Here is a 20617-nt window from a genome sequence, read left to right as displayed (position 1 = left end):
AAAATAATGAAATATGCATTTTTCTGCTTGATCTTGGCTTCGATCAGCAGCGCATGTACAAAGGATGAACAGGGGGTTCCTGAAATCATAGAGAAAGAGCCGAAGCCAACTGCTGCTTTTACCTATGCTTTGGCAAATGCCAATGACCCCTTTACCTATAAATTCGACAACAAGGGAACCAATTTCATGGAAACGCGTTGGTCCTTCGGGGATGACAGTACGTCCTCTGTGGCTGCACCTTCACATACCTTTTTGAATACTGGGACCTATGTCGTGAAAATGGTAGCACTAAATGGAGAAGGCTATTGGGCACAGCGTGAAGAGACGATCCGGATCTCTGCAGCGAACCTGATCAAGGTAAATACCAAGACCCTTGGTGCAGGCAAACTGAACCTTTCCTTTACGACCAGTATGGCCGTGAGCAAAACGGAATGGCGTGATGGATATAAATCCTCAGGAGCGATCCTCAGTACCGACAAAACCATTGACCTTACCTTTGATCCAGGAACCTTTAAAGAGATCCAGTTAAAGCTGACGACCGCAAAAGGATCGGTCGCTCTCATGAATCTTTTTGTGTCCGAATTGGGACTGATCAAAGATGTGACTACCTTTGAGAACATGTTCTCTGTATCTCATGAGAACAATGGTGGCCCTGATGGTGGAGAAGGATCCAAGAAGATGATCGATGGTGATATCACGACCAAAATATTCGTCGGAGGTGTGGGACCAAATATGAGCTGGCAGTTCCTATTTGACTCACCGCAAGTCGTGAATGGCTATAGCATGACCTCAGGTAATGACTCGCCAGACCGTGACCCAAGACGTTGGAAAGTAGAAGGCTCCATTGATGGTAAGACTTGGGTAGTGGTTGATGAAAGAGGTCCAGAATACTTCACGGAAAGAAGGCAGTCTAGAACCTTTAGATTCACCAATAACACGGCCTATAACTATTACAAATTCTCCATGACTGAATTGAATGGAGGAAGCAACTTCCAGATTTCGGAAGTCCGTATCCTCGAATTCCCTCATTAGAAATTCCACATTAGAATTTAATACGTTAGTGAAAACCTGGTTGCTGATTCTGTTTACAGAAAATGCAATCAGGTTTATTTTTATCCCTCCCTTTTTAGGAATTATATTTTAAGTTTGACCTCATTCAAGACTCATTGCAAAAACTCGCAAAATGCGCTAGAAAAATCTAAGGAAAATCCCGAAGCTTTTCCGAAGGTTTCCCGAACATGTCTCGAACATGTCTCGAATGAAACCAAAAAAAATCTCGCTGCATCTTTTGAAATGCAGCGAGATTTTTTTGAAGTATTTAGTAGTTAGTAGTTAGTATTTAGACACCGATTGAACTAGATCAAGACCTAAATTAACCGATCAAACTATATAGTAAAGTCTAAATACTAAATACTTTCTACTAAATACTATTTAGCTTCAGTATTCAAAGCTTTAGAAGCCTCTAGCGAGATAGCAGTTTTGTCAAAGCGGATTTTAACACCGTTACCTACGTCTACCAAGAAAGTTTTGTCACTTACTTCAACGATACGGCCATGGATTCCAGCAGTAGTCACTACTCTAGAGTTTACACCAATTTCTTCGATATATTTTTTGTGTTCTTTTTGCTTTTTCATTTGTGGTCTAATCATAAAGAAATAGAAAACCACAATGATTAATACCATAGGAATTAACTGTGTAAAGCCACTTCCTCCTACTTGTAATAAAATTGTTGAAATCATTTGTATATTATAGTTTATAGTTACTTATTAGATTGCCTCTACTTCACCTTTCAGTTGAACGGTGCTGATGTTTGCCTCAGCATTGGAAGCAATGGTGATTATTTTCTGTTGTTGTCCTACCTGCCCACTGCTATTGAATTCCACAGCGATTTCACCTACTTTCCCTGGCAATACCGGAGTCGTGGTAAATGTTGGCGTGGTACAGCCACAGCTTGCTGAAACTTGGGAAAGGATTACTGGGCTTGTTCCGGTGTTTTCGAATTTGAAAACATGCTTAACCACTTCGCCTTCTTTGATCTTTCCGAAATCATAAACGGTTTCCTCGAATTGCATTTTTCCGATTCCATCGTTTCCTTCAGTTGCTACTGTTTCGGTAGTATTTTGCGCATCAGCATCCGCTTTCTTACCCTCTTGGTTACAAGAAGCAAACAGAACTGTTGCTGCAACAAATGATAAAATAAGTTTTTTCATGTTAATATGATTTAAGCGATCAATCCCCTACCTTCTTTTTTGATTCGTCTTTGTGCATTCAAATCAGCAAGGATTTTATCTAAGATACCATTGATAAAGGTACTACTTTTCAAGGTACTGAATGATTTAGAAAGTTCGATGTATTCGTTGATGGTTACTTTTACAGGAATTGTCGGGAAATTGATCAATTCAGTGATCGCCATACGCATCAATAGATTATCTACCAAAGCGATACGGTCTGACTCCCAGTTCTTTGTTTTCGCAGCAACCATATCTTGGTATTCATCTGTATATTTGATGGTCAACTTCAATAGATCGATGATAAAATCTTTGTCCTCTAACCAACTTGGTGTCAGGTCAGCCAATTTGTTTTTTGCAGGAACTTCGGAACTAAAATTCTTGAAGGTCTTGGCAATCATAGCTTGAAGAACTTCTTTATCCACTTGCCAATTGATGAAACGCTCATCTAAGGCTTGCTCGATATCCGGTGATTTAAGGATGATCTTTTTGAAGATGTACTTAATGATATCTTTTTCAGCTGAGATAGAACGGTCTTCAAGATTTAGGTATTCCAGATAGGCCTCTGAGTCCTTGAGTTGGGAAAAGATAGAACGAACAATTTCTGGATCGTAATTCCAATCAACTTTATAGCGCTTTACCTTTTCAAGGTACTCACGGTTTTGGCGCAAGGAATCAATGAAGGTATTGCTATTTAATTTTGTAGAAGTAAAGGTCTTATCTTTATCGCTTGGGATCCACTTATTAGCGATTCCTTCCACATCGACTAGGACATACTCAGCCACCTCATCTAGGAGATTCAGTGTCCAGATGTACATTTCATCGACTTCCTCCACACTTTTGAGCAGACTTTTCTCAAAATTGACGATGTTCTTGTCTTCCGACAAGCTGTAGGCATACAATGTCTGCATGACCTTTACCCTAAGGTGTCTTCTATTTAGCATAATTTATTGAAAGAACGAATATTTAATAAAGAACGATATTATACTATATTATTTTAATTTTCTCATGTCCTGAATACGCTTTTCAGCTAATTCTTTAGCGGCCTGATGAGTTGAGATATTTTCTTCTTTTGATTTTTGGATAACGTGTCTTGTTGCTGTGTAAATGTAACGGATCAGGTGATCAGTGCGGTCAGCACCATAACCTTCTAATTCCGAGAAACAGCTGATCAATGCACCTGCATTGATTAAGAAATCTGGTGTGTAAAGGATATTGTTTTCCTTCAGTAACTGAACGGTTTTTTCCTCTTCCAACAATTGGTTGTTTGCAGAACCAGCAATGATTTTACAGCGCATACGCGGAACTGTATCTGGATTAACGGTTCCTCCTAAAGCACATGGAGCATAAACATCAGCATCCAATTCAAAGCTTGTAGAGTACGTAATAGGTTCAGCTTTGTATTTGGCTGCGATCTTCATCTTACGCTCTTCGGTCATGTCGGAAACATATACCCTAGCATTCTCAGCACGTAATAGAGAAACCAAATGCTCTCCTACACTACCTACCCCTTGCACTGCGATCTTTCTACCGGCAAGGTTATCATCGCCATAAAGCTCTTTGATAGCCGCTTTGATTCCGTAATAAACACCTTTAGCGGCAAATACGGTTGTATCACCAGAACCATTCAATGAAGTTGGCAAGCCAGCAACATAATTAGTTTCTGCATGAATGTATTCTAGGTCTTTTTGAGTGGTACCAACATCGATGGAAGCGATAAAGTTTCCATTCAATCCGTTGATAAACCTTCCAAAACGACGCATCAAGACTTCTGATTTTTCGGTTCTGTTGTTGCCAATGATAATGGCACTACCTCCACCTAGGTTAAGACCAGCAAGGGAAGCTTTGTAGGTGATCGCTTTAGATAGACGCAAGGCATCTTCGATAGCTTCAGCTTCGGTTGCATAGGGCAACATGCGAACGCCACCGATAGCAGGTCCTAAAGTGGTGTCATGAATAGCTACAATAGCTTTCAAACCAACTTCCTTATCATTACAAATGAAAATATTTTGATGGTCTGAAACACGCATCAAATCAAATAGCGAGGTAGAATCTTTTTGCATAAACAAACAAAATTAACAGGTACAAAATTAGCAAATTATTTAGTTCTTTAGCCAAAAGCCTTAAAATATTCGATTTAAGGCAAACTATTGACATTATCACAACTTTACTGCATAGTTTATTGAAAATTATCCATTATTTTTGTTCAAATGAAGGAACTATCATACCTCAATAAATTTTTCTATAAATATCGTTGGCGCGTAATCCCAGGTGTGATATTCGTAATTATATCCAATTACTTCGGAATTCTGCCTGCACAGGTCATCCGTGAAGCTTTTGACTTGGTCAAAGAGAACATCGACCTGTACCGGTTGTACGATGGTTTTGATAGGCAATCCATCATCTATGAGGTATTCAGTAAATCCCTTCTGTTTTTTGGTATCGTCGTGCTGGTTTTGGCCTTATTACGAGGAATATTCCTTTTTATGATGCGCCAGACCCTGATCCTGACCTCAAGACATATTGAATATGATATTAAAAATGAAATCTACCAGCATTATCAGCAGCTAGATTTCGCCTTCTACCGTAGGAATAACACGGGTGACCTGATGAACCGAGCGACGGAAGATGTCAATCAGGTCCGAAACTACCTAGGTCCGGCGATCATGTACGCGATCAATACGGTTGTATTGTCCATCATGATCATCTATGCCATGTACAATGTAAACGCGACATTGGCTACCTATGCCCTACTGCCCATTCCGATCATTTCGGTGATTATCCTGTTTGTAAACAAGGTAATCAATAGACGGAGTGAACGGATCCAGCGACAATTGTCGCAACTTTCTTCCTTTGTGCAGGAGACTTTTTCTGGTATCCGCGTTATCAAGACCTATACCCGCGAGCAGGACAAAATGGACAAATTCAAGGTGGAAAGTGACCGCTACAAGGACATTAACCTGAACTTGGTTAAGGTGCAGGCTGTCTTTTTCCCTTTGATTATTTTCTTGATCGGCTTCAGTACCATCATTACGGTCTATATCGGTGGTCTTGAAGTGAATGCTGGTAACATCACTGCGGGAAATATTGCGGAGTTCATTATCTATGTCAATCAATTGACCTTCCCTGCGATGTCCTTGGCTTGGGTGACTTCCCTTATCCAACGTGCTGCAGCATCCCAGAAGCGGATCAATGAATTCCTGGATACCAAATCAGAAATTGCAACTGGTCAACTGACCCATGAACTGCACGGTGATATTGAATTAAAGAACGTCTCTTTCACCTATCCGGAAACAGGCATCAAGGCCATTGACAATGTCAGCTTCCATATCCCTGCCGGTAAGACCATGGCCATCATTGGGCGAACGGGTTCGGGTAAATCCACCTTGGCCAACCTATTGATGCGCATGTTTGATGCAGACCAAGGCGAAATCCTTTATGACCGACATAACATCAAGGAATATGAACTAAAATCGGTGCGTGAGCAAATCGGCTTTGTACCGCAACAGGTTTTCCTTTTCTCGGATACCATTGCCCGAAACATTGCATTTGGTCTGGACCAAGTTGATACTCCAAAAGTGGAGCAGGCTGCTAAGGATGCCGTGGTTTATGACAATATCATTGGTTTTGACGAAGGCTTTGAAACCCATATAGGTGAACGTGGAATCACCCTTTCTGGAGGACAGAAGCAAAGGGTTTCCATTGCAAGGGCACTGGTGAAAGACCCGAGGATCTTGATGTTTGACGATTGCCTATCAGCCGTGGACACCAAGACAGAAGAAGAAATCCTGCATAATCTCGGCAAAATCATGGATGGCAGAACCTCTATCATCATCGCCCACCGTATCTCGACCATTAAAAACGCTGACCATATCATCGTCCTGGAAGATGGAAAAATCATCGAAGAAGGTACCCATGAACAGCTCCTGAATATGGATGGTGAATACGCCTCCCTCTACGAAAAACAATTGTTGGAGGCTTAAAATTTATCCTCAGAAAATATTTTCAAAGAATTCCCTTCCCCTATTGTTAAATCAGATGTAAAATATTTACATTTGACTATAATTATTACCAAATCATTATGAAATCTATGTTGTTAGGCCTCTGCATGGTATGTGTATGCCTATTGGGGAACGCTCAAGACAATCCTTTACCAAAATTGGACTTGGCATTATTCTCTACTGACCACAAGCAGAACGATACTTCTGCACATGCAATTGTATTATTTGAACATGGGAGAACTGAACTGGAGTACAGCGAAAGCGACCGAGCCTTGATGGTGGTCCACAACGTACATGTTCGGATCAAGATCTTGGACAAAGAAGGTGCTAGTTCTGCCAATATCAATATCCCACTCTATAAGTATGGGTCTGATATGGAATATGTGCGGGACCTAAAAGGTAGAACCCATAATTTTGAAAATGGCAAACTCGTAACAGATGACCTGAAGAAAGAAGCCATCTTCACCGATAAAACCTCCCAATATAGTCATGAATTAAAATTCACCCTGCCCAATATTAAAGACAACTCCATTATTGAATATTCCTACAGACTTTCATCCCCAGGGATAAGGACCTTCAGGACATGGTACTTCCAATCGGATCTACCAAAGCTGCATAGTGAATATGTTGCAGTAATTCCCGCGACATTTGTCTATAACACTAACTTGAAAGGCTATTTGCCCTTATCAGACCAGAAGTCTACGGTTTTGAACAAGCATTTCCTTTTGGGTGGTGATAGACAGGATTGTTCGAAAATGACCTACATCATGAAGGATGTTCCAGCTTTTAAGGAAGAGGATTATATGTTGGCTCCTATCAACTATATTTCGTCGATCAATTATGAACTCAGGACTTACCTCGACCCGACTGGTCCGCATACCAATTACGCAAAAAACTGGTCGGATATCGACCAAGACCTGATGTTGGAAAAAGAATTTGGTGGACAGATTAAAAATAAAGGCGCATTTAAGGATATAATGCCCGGGATATTGGCAAGCAAAGAAAACAAATTGGACAAGGCTAAGGCCATTTACTATTATATCCAGAAAAACATCACGTTTAATAATGTCTTGGGAAAATTTGCTGAACAAGGAGTAAAAAAAGCCTTAGAAACTAAAAAAGGCAATATTGCCGATATCAACCTCGGCTTGGTAGCGGGATTGAATGCTGCTGATATTGAGGCTTACCCTGTCATAATCTCTACCCGTAACAATGGTATTCCAAACTTTCTGTTTCCAGCGATGACGGATTTTAATGCAGTTATCTGCATGGCTAAGATTGATGGAAAGGATTACCTTTTGGACGCTTCTGAAAAGTTCCTTCCATTCGGTGAACTGCCCATGAGCTCCATCAATGACCGCGGCAGGGTAATATTTTCGAGAAGCAGTTCGGATTGGGTTCCGTTAAAGAATGAAATATCTTCGAGGAAACAGTACAACATTCTTGGAAAACTGGACAGCACAGGCAAGATTACAGGAACTATCCGTATTCAGTACTCAGGATTAGACGCTCTTTATAAGAGAAATGAGATAGACAGTTACAATAGCTTTGAGGAATATGAGGAAAAACAGATGGAAAAAGTAACATCATTAAGGCTATTGAGTTCCAAAGTGGAAAATATTGATGACATGGAAAAACCTCTTGTTGAACAGTTGGAGTTTGAAATGGACCTAAGGGAAAACTTTAGACCTGATGGGATCCTCTTGAATCCGATAATCTATGAGAGAATGAGCAAAAACCCGTTCAAACTGGATGAAAGAAATTACCATGTTGACTTTGGCGCGCCAAGAAGCGAGACTTATAACATCAATATCAGCATTCCAACTGGTTTTACCATTTCAAACAAACCTAAGGATTCTGCCATGTCTTTACCTGAAAGTACAGCTAAATACACCTTCAGGTCCCTGTATGACAACAACATTTTGATGCTGCAGCAAACAACCATGCTGAACAAGGCCATTTTCTCTCCCGAGGAATACTTTCACCTGAAAGAATTCTTCTCTAGGATCATCCAACAACAAATGACTGATTTTCAATTCAAGAAGATATGATCAGAAAGATAGGATTTATGCTTGCTTTCCTCCTGTTGAGCCAATATGATTCATATGGCCAATACGAGGTTTCCAATATCCCTAAGGAATTGCTGAGTCGTGCGTCGGCAACAGTACGTGAGGAACATACGACCTACGATATCAAGAGCCCTAGCGAGATGATCGAAACAGGACGACGCGTGATTACCATCCATAACAGCGCTGGTGAAGACTACAACAGTATCACGATGTCCTATGACAAGTCCAAACAGATCAAGAACATCAAGGTGGAGGTCTTAGATTCGGATGGAAAGACTGTCAAGAAATATTCCATGAAGGATTTTAAGGACTATAGCGCTTCTGATGAGGGGACCATGTTCACTAACACCAGATTAAAGCACTTATCGCCTTCACTGCCTTCTTTTCCCTATACAGTAGCAACAGAGTATGAGGTTCGTCACAACCAAACACTGGCCATCAATTCTTGGCGCCCTGACTTTGCTGTTGATATCTCCGTTCAAAAGAGCAGTTATGAGATCTTGGCGGACCCTAACTATACCTTGAGGATCTTGAAAAAGAACCTCAAAAAAGAGGGCAAGGAAGAAATGAAAGGGAAACAGAAATCCTACTATTGGGACATCGAGAATATCAATGCTGTTCGTTCTGAACCCTATAGCCCAAATAGGCATGAGACTGGCATGCGCGTTTTTGTAGTTCCTGAATCTTTTGAATACTACAAACATGCCGGAAAGGCCAATGACTGGAAATCTTATGGGGACTGGCTGAACAGCGCCTTGCTAAAGGACAAGAGAGACTTGCCTGCAGCAACCGCCGCAAAGGTTAAGGAGATCTGCAAGGACCTAAAGACCGATCAGGAAAAAGCCAAGGCTCTCTACGAATATCTACAGAAAAAGACCAGGTATATTTCTGTTCAGGTTGGTATCGGTGGACAGGAACCTTTTCCTGCATCTGATGTAGACCGCTTAGGCTATGGCGACTGTAAGGCTTTGGTAAACTATATGCAATCATTATTGAATGTAGTCAATATTCCCTCCTACTATTGCATCGTGGAAGCGGGCAATCGAAAGATGAATATAGAACCTGAATTTGCAAACCTCATCGATGGCAACCATGTGATCCTTTGTCTACCGTTTCAAAATGATACCACTTGGCTGGAATGCACAAACCAAGACCTTCCATTTGGCTATTTAGGCGATTTTACTGATGACAGGTTGGTATTGGCCATGACCGAAAACGGTGGTAAGATCTTAAGGACTGACAGCTATCCTTATGATGAGAGCTTACAACATAGAAAAAGTTCCTTTAAGCTGAATACCGATGGAAAGATTAGCGGAATGATCAAAACAGAATTTTCAGGCTTCCAGTTTGAAAATCACTTCCCCAACGTAAAGAAAATCAAGGATGAGCAGATCAAATCGCTGGCTAGGCAATATGACATCAACCGTATCCAATTCAAGGACATCAAGTATAGCATAAACAACAACGGCAAGCTTTCGCTAACGGAGGACCTGAATATTGAAGCAGAGAACTTTGCTATCAAGAACAATGACAATGTCACGGTATTCCCGAATTTCCTGAACCGAAGCGCTTCCATCCCCGATATCCGTAACAGGATGAACGTCGTTCGGATCTCAAGGGGCTATACCGATATCGATGAGACAGAAATCGAATTACCGGAGAATCTTTCCAACAACATTATCCCCATCAACAAAAAGTTAGAGGTCCCGATGGGTACTTATGAGTTCCGTGTGGATATCAGGGACGGCAAGATGATATGCTATAGAAAGCTGCAACTCCGTGAAGGTGAATACCCTGTATCGAGCTATGCGGATTTCAGCAAGTTCATGTTGGATGTATCCATCACGGACGGCACAAAATATAATTTAGCATTGAAATAGGAAATATCGGAAATTCCAGTATATTTGCTGCGCTAAGGGGGATTAGCTCAGCTGGCTAGAGCGCTTGCCTGGCAGGCAAGAGGCCACCGGTTCGAATCCGGTATTCTCCACAATCTAACGAAAGAGGCAGGATCAAGCATGATCCTGCCTCTTTCGTTAGACATTAAGACACTAAACACAAGACATTAGATCTTTCCATTTGCGATCTTAGAACATTCCATCTTTTAAGCTTTATCCAAAAAAATAGACAAAGAAAAGAAAATAGAACTTTCTTAGTGGCCATGCCCTGTCTAGCGTCTTTATGTCTAAAACAAGAAAAGGTCTGTTTGGAAATCCAAACAGACCTTTTCTTGTTTTTTTAAACTAACCTTAGTTGTTTTCTTCTACTGGAAGAACTGAAACGTAAGATTTGTTGTTTGCTTTTTTACGGAAAACTACTGTACCGTCGATTAAAGCGTATAAGGTATGATCTTTACCGATACCAACGTTAGCATCAGGATTGTGCTGAGTACCACGTTGACGTACGATGATGTTACCAGCGATAGCTTGTTGACCACCGAAAATTTTGATACCTAATCTCTTACTGTGTGACTCACGGCCGTTCTTGGAACTACCCGCACCTTTTTTGTGTGCCATTTCTTTATTCTAATTTATGACTTGCGTCAGATTAAAAATTCGATTATAAACTGATACCAGTGATCTGGATTTTAGTGAAGTGTTGACGGTGACCGTTTTTCTTTTTGTAGCCTTTACGACGTTTTTTCTTGAAAACGATAACTTTTTCACCCTTCAAATGTGACAAAATAGTAGCTGAAACTTTAGCACCTGAGATACTTGGCGTACCTACAGTAAACTTACCACCGTCTTCTGCTAACAATACATTGTCAAATTCAATACTAGCGCCCTCGTCTCCTTGTAAACGGTGTACAAAAAGGTACTGGTCTTTTGCAACCTTAAATTGCTGTCCTGCTATATTTACTATTGCGTACATTGTTATTTATTATAAATTGTTAATATTTAATGAGTCGCAAAGATAGAATATATTTTTCATTTCAACAAAACTATTTCATCTATTTTAATACTGTTTTGTTAACCTAACTCAATCAACCTAATCCTCCGGCTTCAATAGATCCAAGGTCTGCTTTATTTGCTTCAAATAACGCCCATACATCTTTTGGATCAACCAACGGAACAGAAAAGTTCCTCCAACAATTATGGTGCCCATACTCCCAAAATAAATCAGCTTGCCTGTGAACCCAAAGGTAAGCGCTCTACCAATTGCATCTTTACTGCCCTGATCCATCTCCAAGGTCGCGGTCATCAACCCTATTGATAGACCGGAAGCCAAACCCATGACGAATGCTACAAAGAAAAAGGTATGATAGAAATCAATGAAATACCGCAGTTCATAGTAGAACCACATTAGGTTATCCCGGCTATCATAGCTAAGGTTATAGGAACGTTTATAAAACTTGTAAAATTTGAAGCAGAAGAAAAACATCAAACTGAAGAACAGGAATGCAAAGCTGACTATGGTAAAAAAGACGATCGGCTGAATATCAACCTTCAGACCTACATAACTGAGCCCGACAATTGCCAATACCCCTAACCCGAGCAGCCCGTAAAAATCCAGCCTCATATTTGCGCGCACCTTATCAATGGCGTTATTCGCATGTTCGACGGACAGTTGAACTTCTTTCAAATCTTTCCCTTCTCCTTCCTCTTCCCATGCCTTCTTTAAATCGTCAAAATTCATATCCTTGTTTTTTAATGATTTCCTGTAATTTATCTTTGGTTCTATTCAGCTTCACCCTTGCATTTACCTCTGAGATACCCAGCTGCCCCCCAATTTCGCGATGGGAAAACCCTTCCAAGAAAAGAAAGATCAGGGCCTTTTCCACCTCATTGAGCTCTTTGACCGCCCTATAGAAATAAGCTAAGCGTTCTTCTTTATCTGTATGATCAGAATGATCTACAACATCAAGCTCCTCGATCAGACTTTCCGTCTTTGGGGACCTTTTGTCCTTCTTCACAAAGACCAATGCCGTATTCAAGGCTACACGGTACATCCATGTAGAAAATTTGCTCTGTCCTTTAAAGTTTTCATAGGATTTCCATAGCTGGTACAGCATTTCTTGATAGAGGTCCTCCCTATCAAATTCATCGTCCATATAAATCTTAGAGAGTTTATATAGGATGCCTTTGTGCTGTTCAATAACTAATAAAAATTCCTTTTCTTTAATTTTCAAAGCCAATAGTTTACCAATTCCATAAGTTAGTATAGATTATGGTAATACGTTACAGAAAAAAATAAAAAAATAGGGAAAGGTTAGGTTAGATGACTTTGATTTCACCTTTAATAGGCACCTGTTGTTTCCAACGGCCTTTCAAGGTGCTCAGATATCCGGTTTGTTTGTTCTTGATCTTAAAAGTGAATTCACATTCACGGTTTATCACGGTAACTTCAGCAAATACCGTTTTCATGGAATTCGCAGGCACAATGATATCTACAGGTTGAGTGGCATTTGCCATATAAGGAGTAGATTGTACTCCTCTGACATATTTGACCTTTTCGTCCCAGTACTTCACCCCTTGGTGCTCCAATGCGATCATACTGATCAAGGTATCAGGTGCAGGGATCCAATCGAATACACTGAAAAAGTTCGCACTGAATTCTGAAACTACAGCCACACTCTTATAGTACTCCTTAATAGGAGTTTTAATGGTCATGGGATTGCTTGCTTTGTTATCAATGATGGTACTGTTCAGCTTAAGAACAGTTACCTTACGTGCATCAGTCTTTTCGGTAATGATCTTATCCACCAATTCATAGTCGCCACCTCTCTCTTGGATGATCTCAATTTCCTTGGTAGACTCTTGGTCCTTAATTCCAATCAACAACCTTCTCGGCTCTGGGCTGAAGTTTTCGGTCATGGAAATAAATAACTTTCTAGGGTCATTTCCTTTTTTCTCCAAAGTGATGAAACCTTGTGAATTTTCCACGATGCCTACCCCTCCTAATCGCATGATTTGCAAACGGGAATCTAATAGATACTTGGTTGGATTAATATTCCTGACATGAACCACCTCCCAGTTGTCGGAGGCCATAGGAACTTCTTTATCAACAAAACCGGTATTGGTCTGGATATTAGCCTTTTCCTCTTTGATGAGTGGCTTCTGGAAATCTGGTGCTTTCTCGCAAGATGAAAGACACAAAACAGACATCAATAATAGTGTGCTTAGAAAGCGAAATTGGGTCTTCACTGGCGAAAATCATTTTAATTTATCGCCAAATTTATTAAATAGTATAATATGTTGTAGACAAATAGCTATAAAAACAAAAAAAATTCCTGAAAATAAATACTATATATCGATTTTGGCATGATAAAGCACCTTTTTATCGATCAAATTGTAGTCCTCATCATAAACTGGCTCATAGACAACGACATAAACTGGTCTCACCATATCTTCCATCTTGAAGGATTCACTGAACTCAGTCAGATAAAAAGCATTGACAGTGCGTTCTGCCAGCCATTCCTGCGGGGTTCCGTAGGGATTTTTATCAAAACGATGATCATCGATAGCTGTAAAGTACCAATAGCTTGGAGCTTCATCCGAAATCATGACCGTCTGGTCCTCATTGAATCGGCTTTCAGCCATGCCCGTATTCTCAAACCACATGACTTCCATATCAGCCTCCCCTATTGCAGAACGATAAATATCTTCATCTTGGGTAAACCCAATGCAAAAACCATCGGTATTCATCACATGAAAAACCAACTTGAAAGGTTTTTTCTGGATATTGAATACTCCATCCTTGGCAGTCAATATTTGATAATCCTGCTTGATCTTGATATTTACAAACTCTTGAGCCTGTACGTTCAGGAAGCTCAAGAAAAATAGGCATAGAAGGATCGGCTTGATGTTTTTCATAGTGCAAATAAACAGAAATCCCCCAGAACAATAAATACTGTTTTGGGGGATTTTTATTTCGTCCCTTAAGACCCTTATCCTACGATCTCTTGGATTTCGTTCATTATTTTTTGAGCGATTGCCTCAGCAGCTTCTGCCGTTGGTCCTTCCGAATAGATACGAATGATAGGCTCAGTATTGGATTTACGAAGGTGAACCCACTCATTCGGGAAATCAATCTTCAGTCCATCAATGGTAGAATGTTGTTCGTGAGCATATTTTGCTTGCATTTTTGCCAACAGATTATCGATATCCAATTCAGGAGTAAGCGTAATCTTATTTTTTGACATAAAGTACTGCGGAAGCTCAGCACGGTATTCCGTAACCTTCTTACCTAATTTCGCTAAATGCGTCAGGAACAAAGCTACCCCAACCAATGAGTCGCGTCCATAGTGAGATGCCGGATAGATCACACCACCATTACCCTCGCCACCGATTACCGCATCTACTTCCTTCATCTTGGTCACCACATTCACTTCTCCTACAGCTGCCGCAAAATATTTTCCTCCATGTTTCTCCGTAACATCTCTCAATGCACGGGTTGATGAAAGGTTAGAAACCGTATTTCCTTTTTTCTGTCCCAAAATAAAATCCGAAACAGCTACCAAGGTATATTCCTCACCGAAAAGCTCACCGTTTTCCATCATGAAAACCAAACGGTCCACATCAGGGTCAACAGCAATTCCAAGATCAGCTTTGTTGTCAAGCACAGCTTGAGAAAGATCAGTTAAATGCTCTTTCAAAGGCTCAGGGTTATGCGGAAAATGTCCATTAGGTTCACAATGAATCTTATAAACCGTCTCCACACCTAAAGCTTTCAACAGTTCAGGGATAAAGGTACCGCCCGTACTGTTCACTGCATCAACTGCGACTTTAAAGTTGGCATTCTTAATCGCTTCAACATCCACGAATTCCAACGCCAATACATCTTCTATATGTTTCTGTAAAAATGAATCGTCTTTAGTAACAGAGCCCAATTGGTCTACCTCAGCAAAATCAAAGTTCAGGCTCTCACCCAACTCCAAAACCTCTTTACCTTTGGCATCATCAATAAACTCACCCTTTTCGTTCAACAGTTTCAGTGCATTCCATTGTCCAGGGTTGTGGGAAGCCGTTAGGATAATCCCACCAGCAGCCTTTAACTTAGGCACTGCAATCTCAACGGTAGGCGTAGTAGACAAGCCTAGGTCGATTACATTAACCCCAATACTCTGCAAGGTCCCAATAACTAGATTAGAAACCATCTCACCAGAGATACGGGCATCTCGGCCTACGACAATAGTTTTGTTCTCTGCATTTTCTGTAATGATCTTTCCGTAAGCAGCAGTAAATTTCACAATATCAACAGGTGTTAGGTTATCTCCAGGTCTTCCGCCTATTGTTCCCCTAATTCCTGAAATAGATTTTATTAAAGCCATAAGTATAAATGTTATTAATGCTCGTAAAAATAACGGAATAAAATAATTATTAATGATTTTTATTCTTTTTTTCCTTCTTATGCATATCTTTGTTGCAACTTAGTTTCGTTTACTATAATAAGTAAGGTATTACATCTTATTTTTTTAGATTTGGTTTAATTAATGAAAATTGACCATTCTACAACAAAAATATGTTAGAGAAAATAATCCATTTCGATCAAGATTTATTTCTATTAATCAACCAGGGCTTGAGCAACATTGTTTTCGACTGGTTACTGCCTATCTTACGTAATCCTTACACTTGGTCCCCGCTTTATTTATTTTTGATCATCTTTTTCATCAAACATTACGGAAAGACCGGAATTTTGATCGTTGCCTGCACATTGGCAACCTTTGGAATTTCAGATGGCGCCTCTTCGCATTTGATAAAAAAATCGGTTAAACGAGTTAGACCTTGTAATGATGTAGTATTCAAAAACCAGGTTAATTTGCGCGCTCGCTGTGGTTCTGGGTTTAGCTTTACCTCTTCCCATGCCACCAACCACTTCGCGATGGCGTTCTTCTGGATTGTATTATTTCGTCGCAAATGGAAACATACCTTATGGCTATGTATCCTTTGGGCGGCTTCCATATCCTTTTCTCAGATCTATGTCGGAGTTCACTACCCCTTGGATATCCTCTGCGGGGCCATCTTGGGGACACTCATAGGTTTAGGGACTGGCTATTTATTCAAAAGGTTTTATCCTCAGTTTTTTGAACCCAAACCCATTCCAACAACAACAGCTGCATGAGTAGTTTCTTGATCGTATCCATCCTATTTTTCTCCGCATTACTAAGTGGTATTGCAGTATTTTTTGTCAAAAGAGACAATACCCAATTATTGAAATTGGTCCTTTCCTTCAGTGGTGCCTATTTATTTGCCATCACCGTATTGCACTTGATACCTGAAGTGTACCACAGCAATCAAACTCCTGGGGAAATCATTGGACTCTATATCTTAGGGGGATTCCTGTTTCAGTTAGTTCTGGAACATTTCTCGCAGGGTATTGAGCACGGTCATATCCATCACAGCAACGATGGGCATAACCATCAGGCATTTCCCATTGCTATCCTGATCAGTCTATGTCTGCATGCCTTCCTTGAGGGATTCCCATTGGCTTCAGGACACCGAAACGAACTGGTCTTTGGTATTGCCATCCACCATATCCCAGCAGCCTTCGCATTGGGAAGCTTATTGATCGGAACAAGACTAAAGAAAGCCACCATTATCGTATTTATCGCCATCTTTGCAGCTATGACTCCACTGGGATTCGTAACGAGCAAAGGGATCAGTGCTGGTGAAATCGGAAATATAGCACAGTATTTCGACAAGATTATGGCGGTTGTAATCGGTATATTCCTACACATCTCGACCACTATCCTGTTCGAATCAGGATCGGCAGATCATCATACCTTCAACAAGAAAAAGATGTTGGCAGTGTTATTAGGTGTTTTGGTTTCCATGGCCAACTTCTTATTTGAAGGTCATGACCACTCTCATCATAACCATGGTACTACAGATCAAACTGAAGAATCCCACGATCATGACCATCATGACCATGACCATTCAGATCATGAACATTAGTTAGTACTCGACCTCATTCATCAGGCCTCTGAACTTATCCAATAATTCACTGAGCTTAAAGCAATCTTCGGCAGTAATGTTTTCTGGAAGTACATCATCCAGCATCATGTCAGTCTCGATTTCTTCTAGCAGCTCCAAGCCTTTGTCGGTGATCAATAGATCGACTGCGCGCTTGTCTACGCTGTTCTTTTCCCTAGAAACTAGGCCCTTACTTACGATGCGATCAACTAACCTACTGATATCAGGCGTTTTGGTTAGCAGCCTCTCCTTCAACAAATTATTGGTAACAGGATTGGGATACTGACCGCGTAAGACGCGCAACACGTTAAACTGTTGCAAGGTGATTTGTTTGGCATTCGCTCTCTTCTCCAGCATCACGTTCAACCAGTTGTTTGTGTAAATAATATTGATCGTAGCGCGATGCCAAGGACTTGCGAATTGCTTTACTTTAACCAATTCTTCGATCTTCGGCATATTTAATAATACATTAGTGTGACTTAATTCGCAATTTAAAAGATTTTAATTATTTATCTTTGCTATTGTTGATTTTTATTCAAAAAACATAAAAAATTGTCGTCGAATGCCGCAAAAAATTAGCCTTGATAAATTAAAAATCGGAGACCTTGCCAAGATTAACACAATCCAATCCACAGAAATCCCTGCAAAATTCTATGAATTAGGCTTTTACCCTGGTTCCATTGTTGAAATAAAACATAAAGCTCCGCTTAGTGGACCTATCTGTGTCAATGTCATTGAAAACAATGCGCTTATCGCCATCCGTAAATCCGAAGCTAAACTTATCACTGCAGAATTAATCTAATGAAAGACCCGAATATTGTCCTTCTGGGAAATCCCAATGTTGGTAAAACCTCTCTGTTCAATAGACTTACGAAACTGAACCAAAAGGTTGGTAACTATCCAGGAATTACCGTAGAAAAACGAGAAGGAACTTTAAAAGCAAACAACAAGACTTATCATATCATTGATCTCCCTGGTACCTATACCCTATTTCCTAACTCTTTGGATGAGGAAATTGTTTTCAAAATATTAAGCCAGCGGGAAAATAAACTCAGTCCTGACCTTACCGTCGTGGTAGCAGAACCCTCAACCCTGAAAAGAGGGATCATCCTGTACCAACAGGCGCGTGAACTGGGACTACCTGCCATCTTTGTGATCAATATGATCGATGAAGTGGAAAGTAAGGGTGTAACGATCGACTTCCAAAAACTGGAAGCCTATCTGAAAACCAAAATCTATCAGACAAATGCCCGTACCGGTAAGGGACTGGAAAAACTGATTAGTTCCCTGGATGAAAAACCGTCTTTCTATCAAGGCACCTTCCAGATTCCGGAAAAATACAGCGAGGCTCTCAACGAAGCAAAGAAACTTTTCCCTTTAGCTACAGAATATCTTACTTGGCAATATCTAGCTCAGGAAAACGTAAGTTACCTGCCTATAGATCAACAAGAAGAATTGGCCGCAATCCGTGCGAAACACCAATTGGATCCGCACGAGATGCAGAAGACGGAGTCGCTTTTCAGACAGGACCAAATCAGTCTGGAACTTGATAAAATATTGATCAAATCCAAAAATCAAACCTTAGATACTACATCCAGGATCGACAAGATCTTATTGCACCCTGTACTTGGCTATGTTATCTTTTTTGGTCTTTTGTTGTTGATTTTCCAAGCCATATTCAGTTGGTCCGGACCGTTAATGGACTGGATTGATGGAAGCTTCGGAGATCTAACGGCCTACCTATCCACGGTCCTTCCCGAAGGCCCATTATCTTCCCTGTTTATTGAAGGGATCGTAGCTGGTATTGGTGGTATCGTCATTTTTCTCCCTCAAATTGTCATTCTATTCCTATTTCTTTCCTTAATGGAGGAATCTGGTTATATGAGCCGTGTCGTATTTATTATGGACCGTTGGCTAAGACCATTTGGGTTAAACGGTAAATCGGTCATTCCATTGATGTCTGGAGCAGCCTGTGCTATTCCGGCCGTTATGTCTGCCCGTAATATCGAAAACCCCAAAGAAAGGCTGTTGACCATCTTGGTAACTCCATTCATGACCTGTTCCGCACGCTTACCGATCTATATCGTTATCATCGGACTGATCATTCCTGAGACTACCTATTTGGGCTTTAACGTGCAAGGTATCACCCTATTCATCATGTATATCTTAGGGATCGTAGGCGCATTAGGTTCTGCATGGATCCTAAACAAAGTGATCAAGAGCGTACGTTCTTCCTTCCTGATCTTTGAATTACCGACATACAAACTACCAGATTGGAAAAATGTCCTAACCAATGTTTGGGATAAGGCCTCTGGTTTCTTAATTGAAGCAGGTAAGATCATCTTGATGATTTCCATCGTATTATGGGTGTTCGGAAACTTCGGACCGAACCAAAAATTCTACAATGCGGAAGAAATCGTGCAACAAAATAACCCTAACCTTTCTGGTGATGAGCTGGAGCAAGAAGTTGGTTCATATAAATTAGAACACTCTTTCTTAGGTTACATCGGAATGGGAATCGAACCTATCGTAAGACCCTTAGGCTATGACTGGAAGATGGGAATCGGTCTGATATCATCCTTCGCGGCACGCGAGGTCTTTGTCGGAACGATGGCCGTAGTGTACAGCATGGGACCTGATGTAGACATCGAAGATGAAGCCCAAAAGGGATCCCTATTGACCCGGATGCGTTCGGAGATCAATAGCAACACCGGAAAACCTGCATACAATTTTGCATCAGGAATTTCGTTATTATTATTTTACGCATTTGCAATGCAATGTATGGCAACCATTGGTGTAGTTCGTAAAGAAACAGGTTCATGGAAATGGACCATGATCCAAACGTTGTTCATGACTGGCTTAGCCTATGTTGCGGCGCTTATTGCCTACCAAATCTTAAAGTAATGAGCATAATTATACAATACATCATCATCTTTATCCTTTTCATCTACGCATTGTACGTGATCTTTAAACCCTTTTTCAGCAAGAAAAAAGGAAACTCAGGATGTAGCAAAGGTTGTTGTACGGTAGAAGTAAAGCCAAAAAGCTAATAAAAAATCTTAAATCAAATAGAAAGGCATCCCGAAAATGGATGCCTTTTTTCGTTGGCGAGATAGACATTCCTGTTTGAAGAGGCGAATTGCATTCGCCCGCCTATGTAATTTGAACCAGGATGGTAAGGATGAGAGGATGGACCAAGGTCATGATATGAACCAGGATAATTGGGATGAGAGGATGGACCAAGATAATTTTCTCATTGAAAAATTTACAAACCCGCAGAGAGGGGGGAATATTTGCAATAAATCCTCTATATATTTATTCATTATGAAAACAAATAGTTCCCTCATCTTATGATTTCGGGATGAACTGTGTCTATTTCCAAATTTATTTTAAATTTTTTCCAAATT

The 20617-nt window shown here is 40.5% G+C and carries 21 protein-coding genes and 1 tRNA gene; 10 read left to right on the top strand and 12 right to left on the bottom strand.

The genetic code is table 11. The features are described from left to right. The first annotated feature begins 6 nt into the window (after positions 1 to 6). On the top strand, positions 7 to 1032 hold the full coding sequence (locus RT138_RS17295; protein WP_313191651.1) for a PKD domain-containing protein: 1026 nt from the start codon (positions 7 to 9) through the stop codon (positions 1030 to 1032). Positions 1033 to 1427: 395 nt separating this feature from the next. Here RT138_RS17295 and yajC read toward each other — a convergent pair whose 3' ends face one another. The 4 genes from yajC to RT138_RS17275 are packed head-to-tail and all read right to left on the bottom strand — an operon-like array spanning position 1428 to position 4291. Continuing rightward, on the bottom strand, positions 1428 to 1739 hold the full coding sequence (gene yajC, locus RT138_RS17290) for a preprotein translocase subunit YajC (protein ID WP_185214208.1): 312 nt from the start codon (positions 1737 to 1739) through the stop codon (positions 1428 to 1430). Between the two features lie 27 nt (positions 1740 to 1766). Continuing rightward, positions 1767 to 2210 carry a DUF1573 domain-containing protein gene (locus tag RT138_RS17285; protein ID WP_185217554.1) on the bottom strand — a complete coding sequence of 148 codons (444 nt, stop codon included), beginning with the start codon at positions 2208 to 2210 and terminating at the stop codon, positions 1767 to 1769. A gap of 11 nt (positions 2211 to 2221) precedes the next feature. Then, positions 2222 to 3172, bottom strand: a complete 951-nt coding sequence (gene nusB / locus RT138_RS17280) for a transcription antitermination factor NusB (RefSeq protein ID WP_185214206.1) — start codon at positions 3170 to 3172, stop codon at positions 2222 to 2224. A 48-nt stretch (positions 3173 to 3220) separates the two neighbouring features. After that, the gene (locus RT138_RS17275; protein ID WP_313191650.1) at positions 3221 to 4291 is read right to left on the bottom strand and encodes a Glu/Leu/Phe/Val dehydrogenase dimerization domain-containing protein; all 1071 of its coding nucleotides are present in this window, start codon (positions 4289 to 4291) and stop codon (positions 3221 to 3223) included. 147 nt (positions 4292 to 4438) lie between these two features. Between RT138_RS17275 and RT138_RS17270 the strand changes: the two genes are divergently transcribed. The 4 genes from RT138_RS17270 to RT138_RS17255 all read left to right on the top strand — a co-directional run bounded on the left by RT138_RS17270 (position 4439) and on the right by RT138_RS17255 (position 10288). Continuing rightward, positions 4439 to 6211, top strand: coding sequence for an ABC transporter ATP-binding protein (locus tag RT138_RS17270; protein ID WP_313191649.1), 1773 nt, complete (start codon positions 4439 to 4441; stop codon positions 6209 to 6211). Between the two features lie 98 nt (positions 6212 to 6309). Next, the gene (locus RT138_RS17265) at positions 6310 to 8280 is read left to right on the top strand and encodes a DUF3857 and transglutaminase domain-containing protein (RefSeq protein ID WP_313191648.1); all 1971 of its coding nucleotides are present in this window, start codon (positions 6310 to 6312) and stop codon (positions 8278 to 8280) included. Then, entirely contained in the window at positions 8277 to 10178 is a 1902-nt protein-coding gene (locus RT138_RS17260; protein ID WP_313191647.1) for a DUF3857 domain-containing protein, read from the top strand. The genes RT138_RS17265 and RT138_RS17260 overlap by 4 nt, the downstream gene beginning before the upstream one ends. A gap of 36 nt (positions 10179 to 10214) precedes the next feature. Beyond that, positions 10215 to 10288 (top strand) — tRNA-Ala (locus RT138_RS17255). Positions 10289 to 10547: 259 nt separating this feature from the next. Here RT138_RS17255 and rpmA read toward each other — a convergent pair. The 7 genes from rpmA to glmM form a co-directional block, all read right to left on the bottom strand. Then, positions 10548 to 10814: a 50S ribosomal protein L27 gene (gene rpmA / locus RT138_RS17250; RefSeq protein ID WP_094256038.1), complete on the bottom strand. Its 267-nt coding sequence runs from the start codon at positions 10812 to 10814 to the stop codon at positions 10548 to 10550. Between the two features lie 43 nt (positions 10815 to 10857). Continuing rightward, the gene (gene rplU / locus RT138_RS17245; protein ID WP_099367640.1) at positions 10858 to 11169 is read right to left on the bottom strand and encodes a 50S ribosomal protein L21; all 312 of its coding nucleotides are present in this window, start codon (positions 11167 to 11169) and stop codon (positions 10858 to 10860) included. Positions 11170 to 11286: 117 nt separating this feature from the next. Further along, positions 11287 to 11934 (bottom strand): hypothetical protein, encoded by a 648-nt coding sequence (locus tag RT138_RS17240; protein WP_313191646.1) that lies wholly within the window; start codon positions 11932 to 11934, stop codon positions 11287 to 11289. Further along, positions 11924 to 12427, bottom strand: coding sequence for a sigma-70 family RNA polymerase sigma factor (locus tag RT138_RS17235; RefSeq protein WP_313191645.1), 504 nt, complete (start codon positions 12425 to 12427; stop codon positions 11924 to 11926). The genes RT138_RS17240 and RT138_RS17235 overlap by 11 nt, the downstream gene beginning before the upstream one ends. 85 nt (positions 12428 to 12512) lie before the next feature. Then, positions 12513 to 13403 (bottom strand): hypothetical protein, encoded by an 891-nt coding sequence (locus tag RT138_RS17230; protein WP_313191644.1) that lies wholly within the window; start codon positions 13401 to 13403, stop codon positions 12513 to 12515. A 138-nt stretch (positions 13404 to 13541) separates the two neighbouring features. Continuing rightward, a complete protein-coding gene (locus RT138_RS17225; RefSeq protein WP_313191643.1) occupies positions 13542 to 14111 on the bottom strand; it encodes a hypothetical protein in 570 nt (189 codons plus the stop codon). 74 nt (positions 14112 to 14185) lie between these two features. Further along, on the bottom strand, positions 14186 to 15568 hold the full coding sequence (gene glmM, locus RT138_RS17220) for a phosphoglucosamine mutase (protein ID WP_313191642.1): 1383 nt from the start codon (positions 15566 to 15568) through the stop codon (positions 14186 to 14188). 191 nt (positions 15569 to 15759) lie between these two features. On the opposite strand from glmM, the gene RT138_RS17215 reads away from it, so the two are divergent. Together RT138_RS17215 and RT138_RS17210 are read left to right on the top strand one after the other, a co-directional pair. Then, positions 15760 to 16359, top strand: a complete 600-nt coding sequence (locus RT138_RS17215) for a phosphatase PAP2 family protein (RefSeq protein ID WP_185217560.1) — start codon at positions 15760 to 15762, stop codon at positions 16357 to 16359. Continuing rightward, positions 16356 to 17192, top strand: a complete 837-nt coding sequence (locus tag RT138_RS17210; RefSeq protein WP_185214196.1) for a ZIP family metal transporter — start codon at positions 16356 to 16358, stop codon at positions 17190 to 17192. Before RT138_RS17215 ends, RT138_RS17210 begins: the two co-directional genes overlap by 4 nt. On the opposite strand, the gene RT138_RS17205 is transcribed toward RT138_RS17210, so the two are convergent. Beyond that, positions 17193 to 17666 carry a MarR family winged helix-turn-helix transcriptional regulator gene (locus tag RT138_RS17205; RefSeq protein ID WP_185214195.1) on the bottom strand — a complete coding sequence of 158 codons (474 nt, stop codon included), beginning with the start codon at positions 17664 to 17666 and terminating at the stop codon, positions 17193 to 17195. It abuts the gene before it with no gap. A gap of 106 nt (positions 17667 to 17772) precedes the next feature. Between RT138_RS17205 and RT138_RS17200 the strand changes: the two genes are divergently transcribed. The 3 genes from RT138_RS17200 to RT138_RS17190 are packed head-to-tail and all read left to right on the top strand — an operon-like array spanning position 17773 to position 20260. After that, positions 17773 to 18012 carry a ferrous iron transport protein A gene (locus tag RT138_RS17200; protein WP_185214194.1) on the top strand — a complete coding sequence of 80 codons (240 nt, stop codon included), beginning with the start codon at positions 17773 to 17775 and terminating at the stop codon, positions 18010 to 18012. Beyond that, positions 18012 to 20114 (top strand): ferrous iron transport protein B, encoded by a 2103-nt coding sequence (gene feoB / locus RT138_RS17195; protein WP_313191641.1) that lies wholly within the window; start codon positions 18012 to 18014, stop codon positions 20112 to 20114. Before RT138_RS17200 ends, feoB begins: the two co-directional genes overlap by 1 nt. Then, positions 20114 to 20260: a FeoB-associated Cys-rich membrane protein gene (locus RT138_RS17190; protein WP_185214192.1), complete on the top strand. Its 147-nt coding sequence runs from the start codon at positions 20114 to 20116 to the stop codon at positions 20258 to 20260. The genes feoB and RT138_RS17190 overlap by 1 nt, the downstream gene beginning before the upstream one ends. Positions 20261 to 20617 lie beyond the last annotated feature (357 nt).

It is taken from the genome of Sphingobacterium sp., from assembly GCF_032065005.1.
In the GTDB taxonomy this organism is placed as follows: domain Bacteria; phylum Bacteroidota; class Bacteroidia; order Sphingobacteriales; family Sphingobacteriaceae; genus Sphingobacterium.
This window is presented reverse-complemented; position numbering and strand designations above follow the sequence as displayed.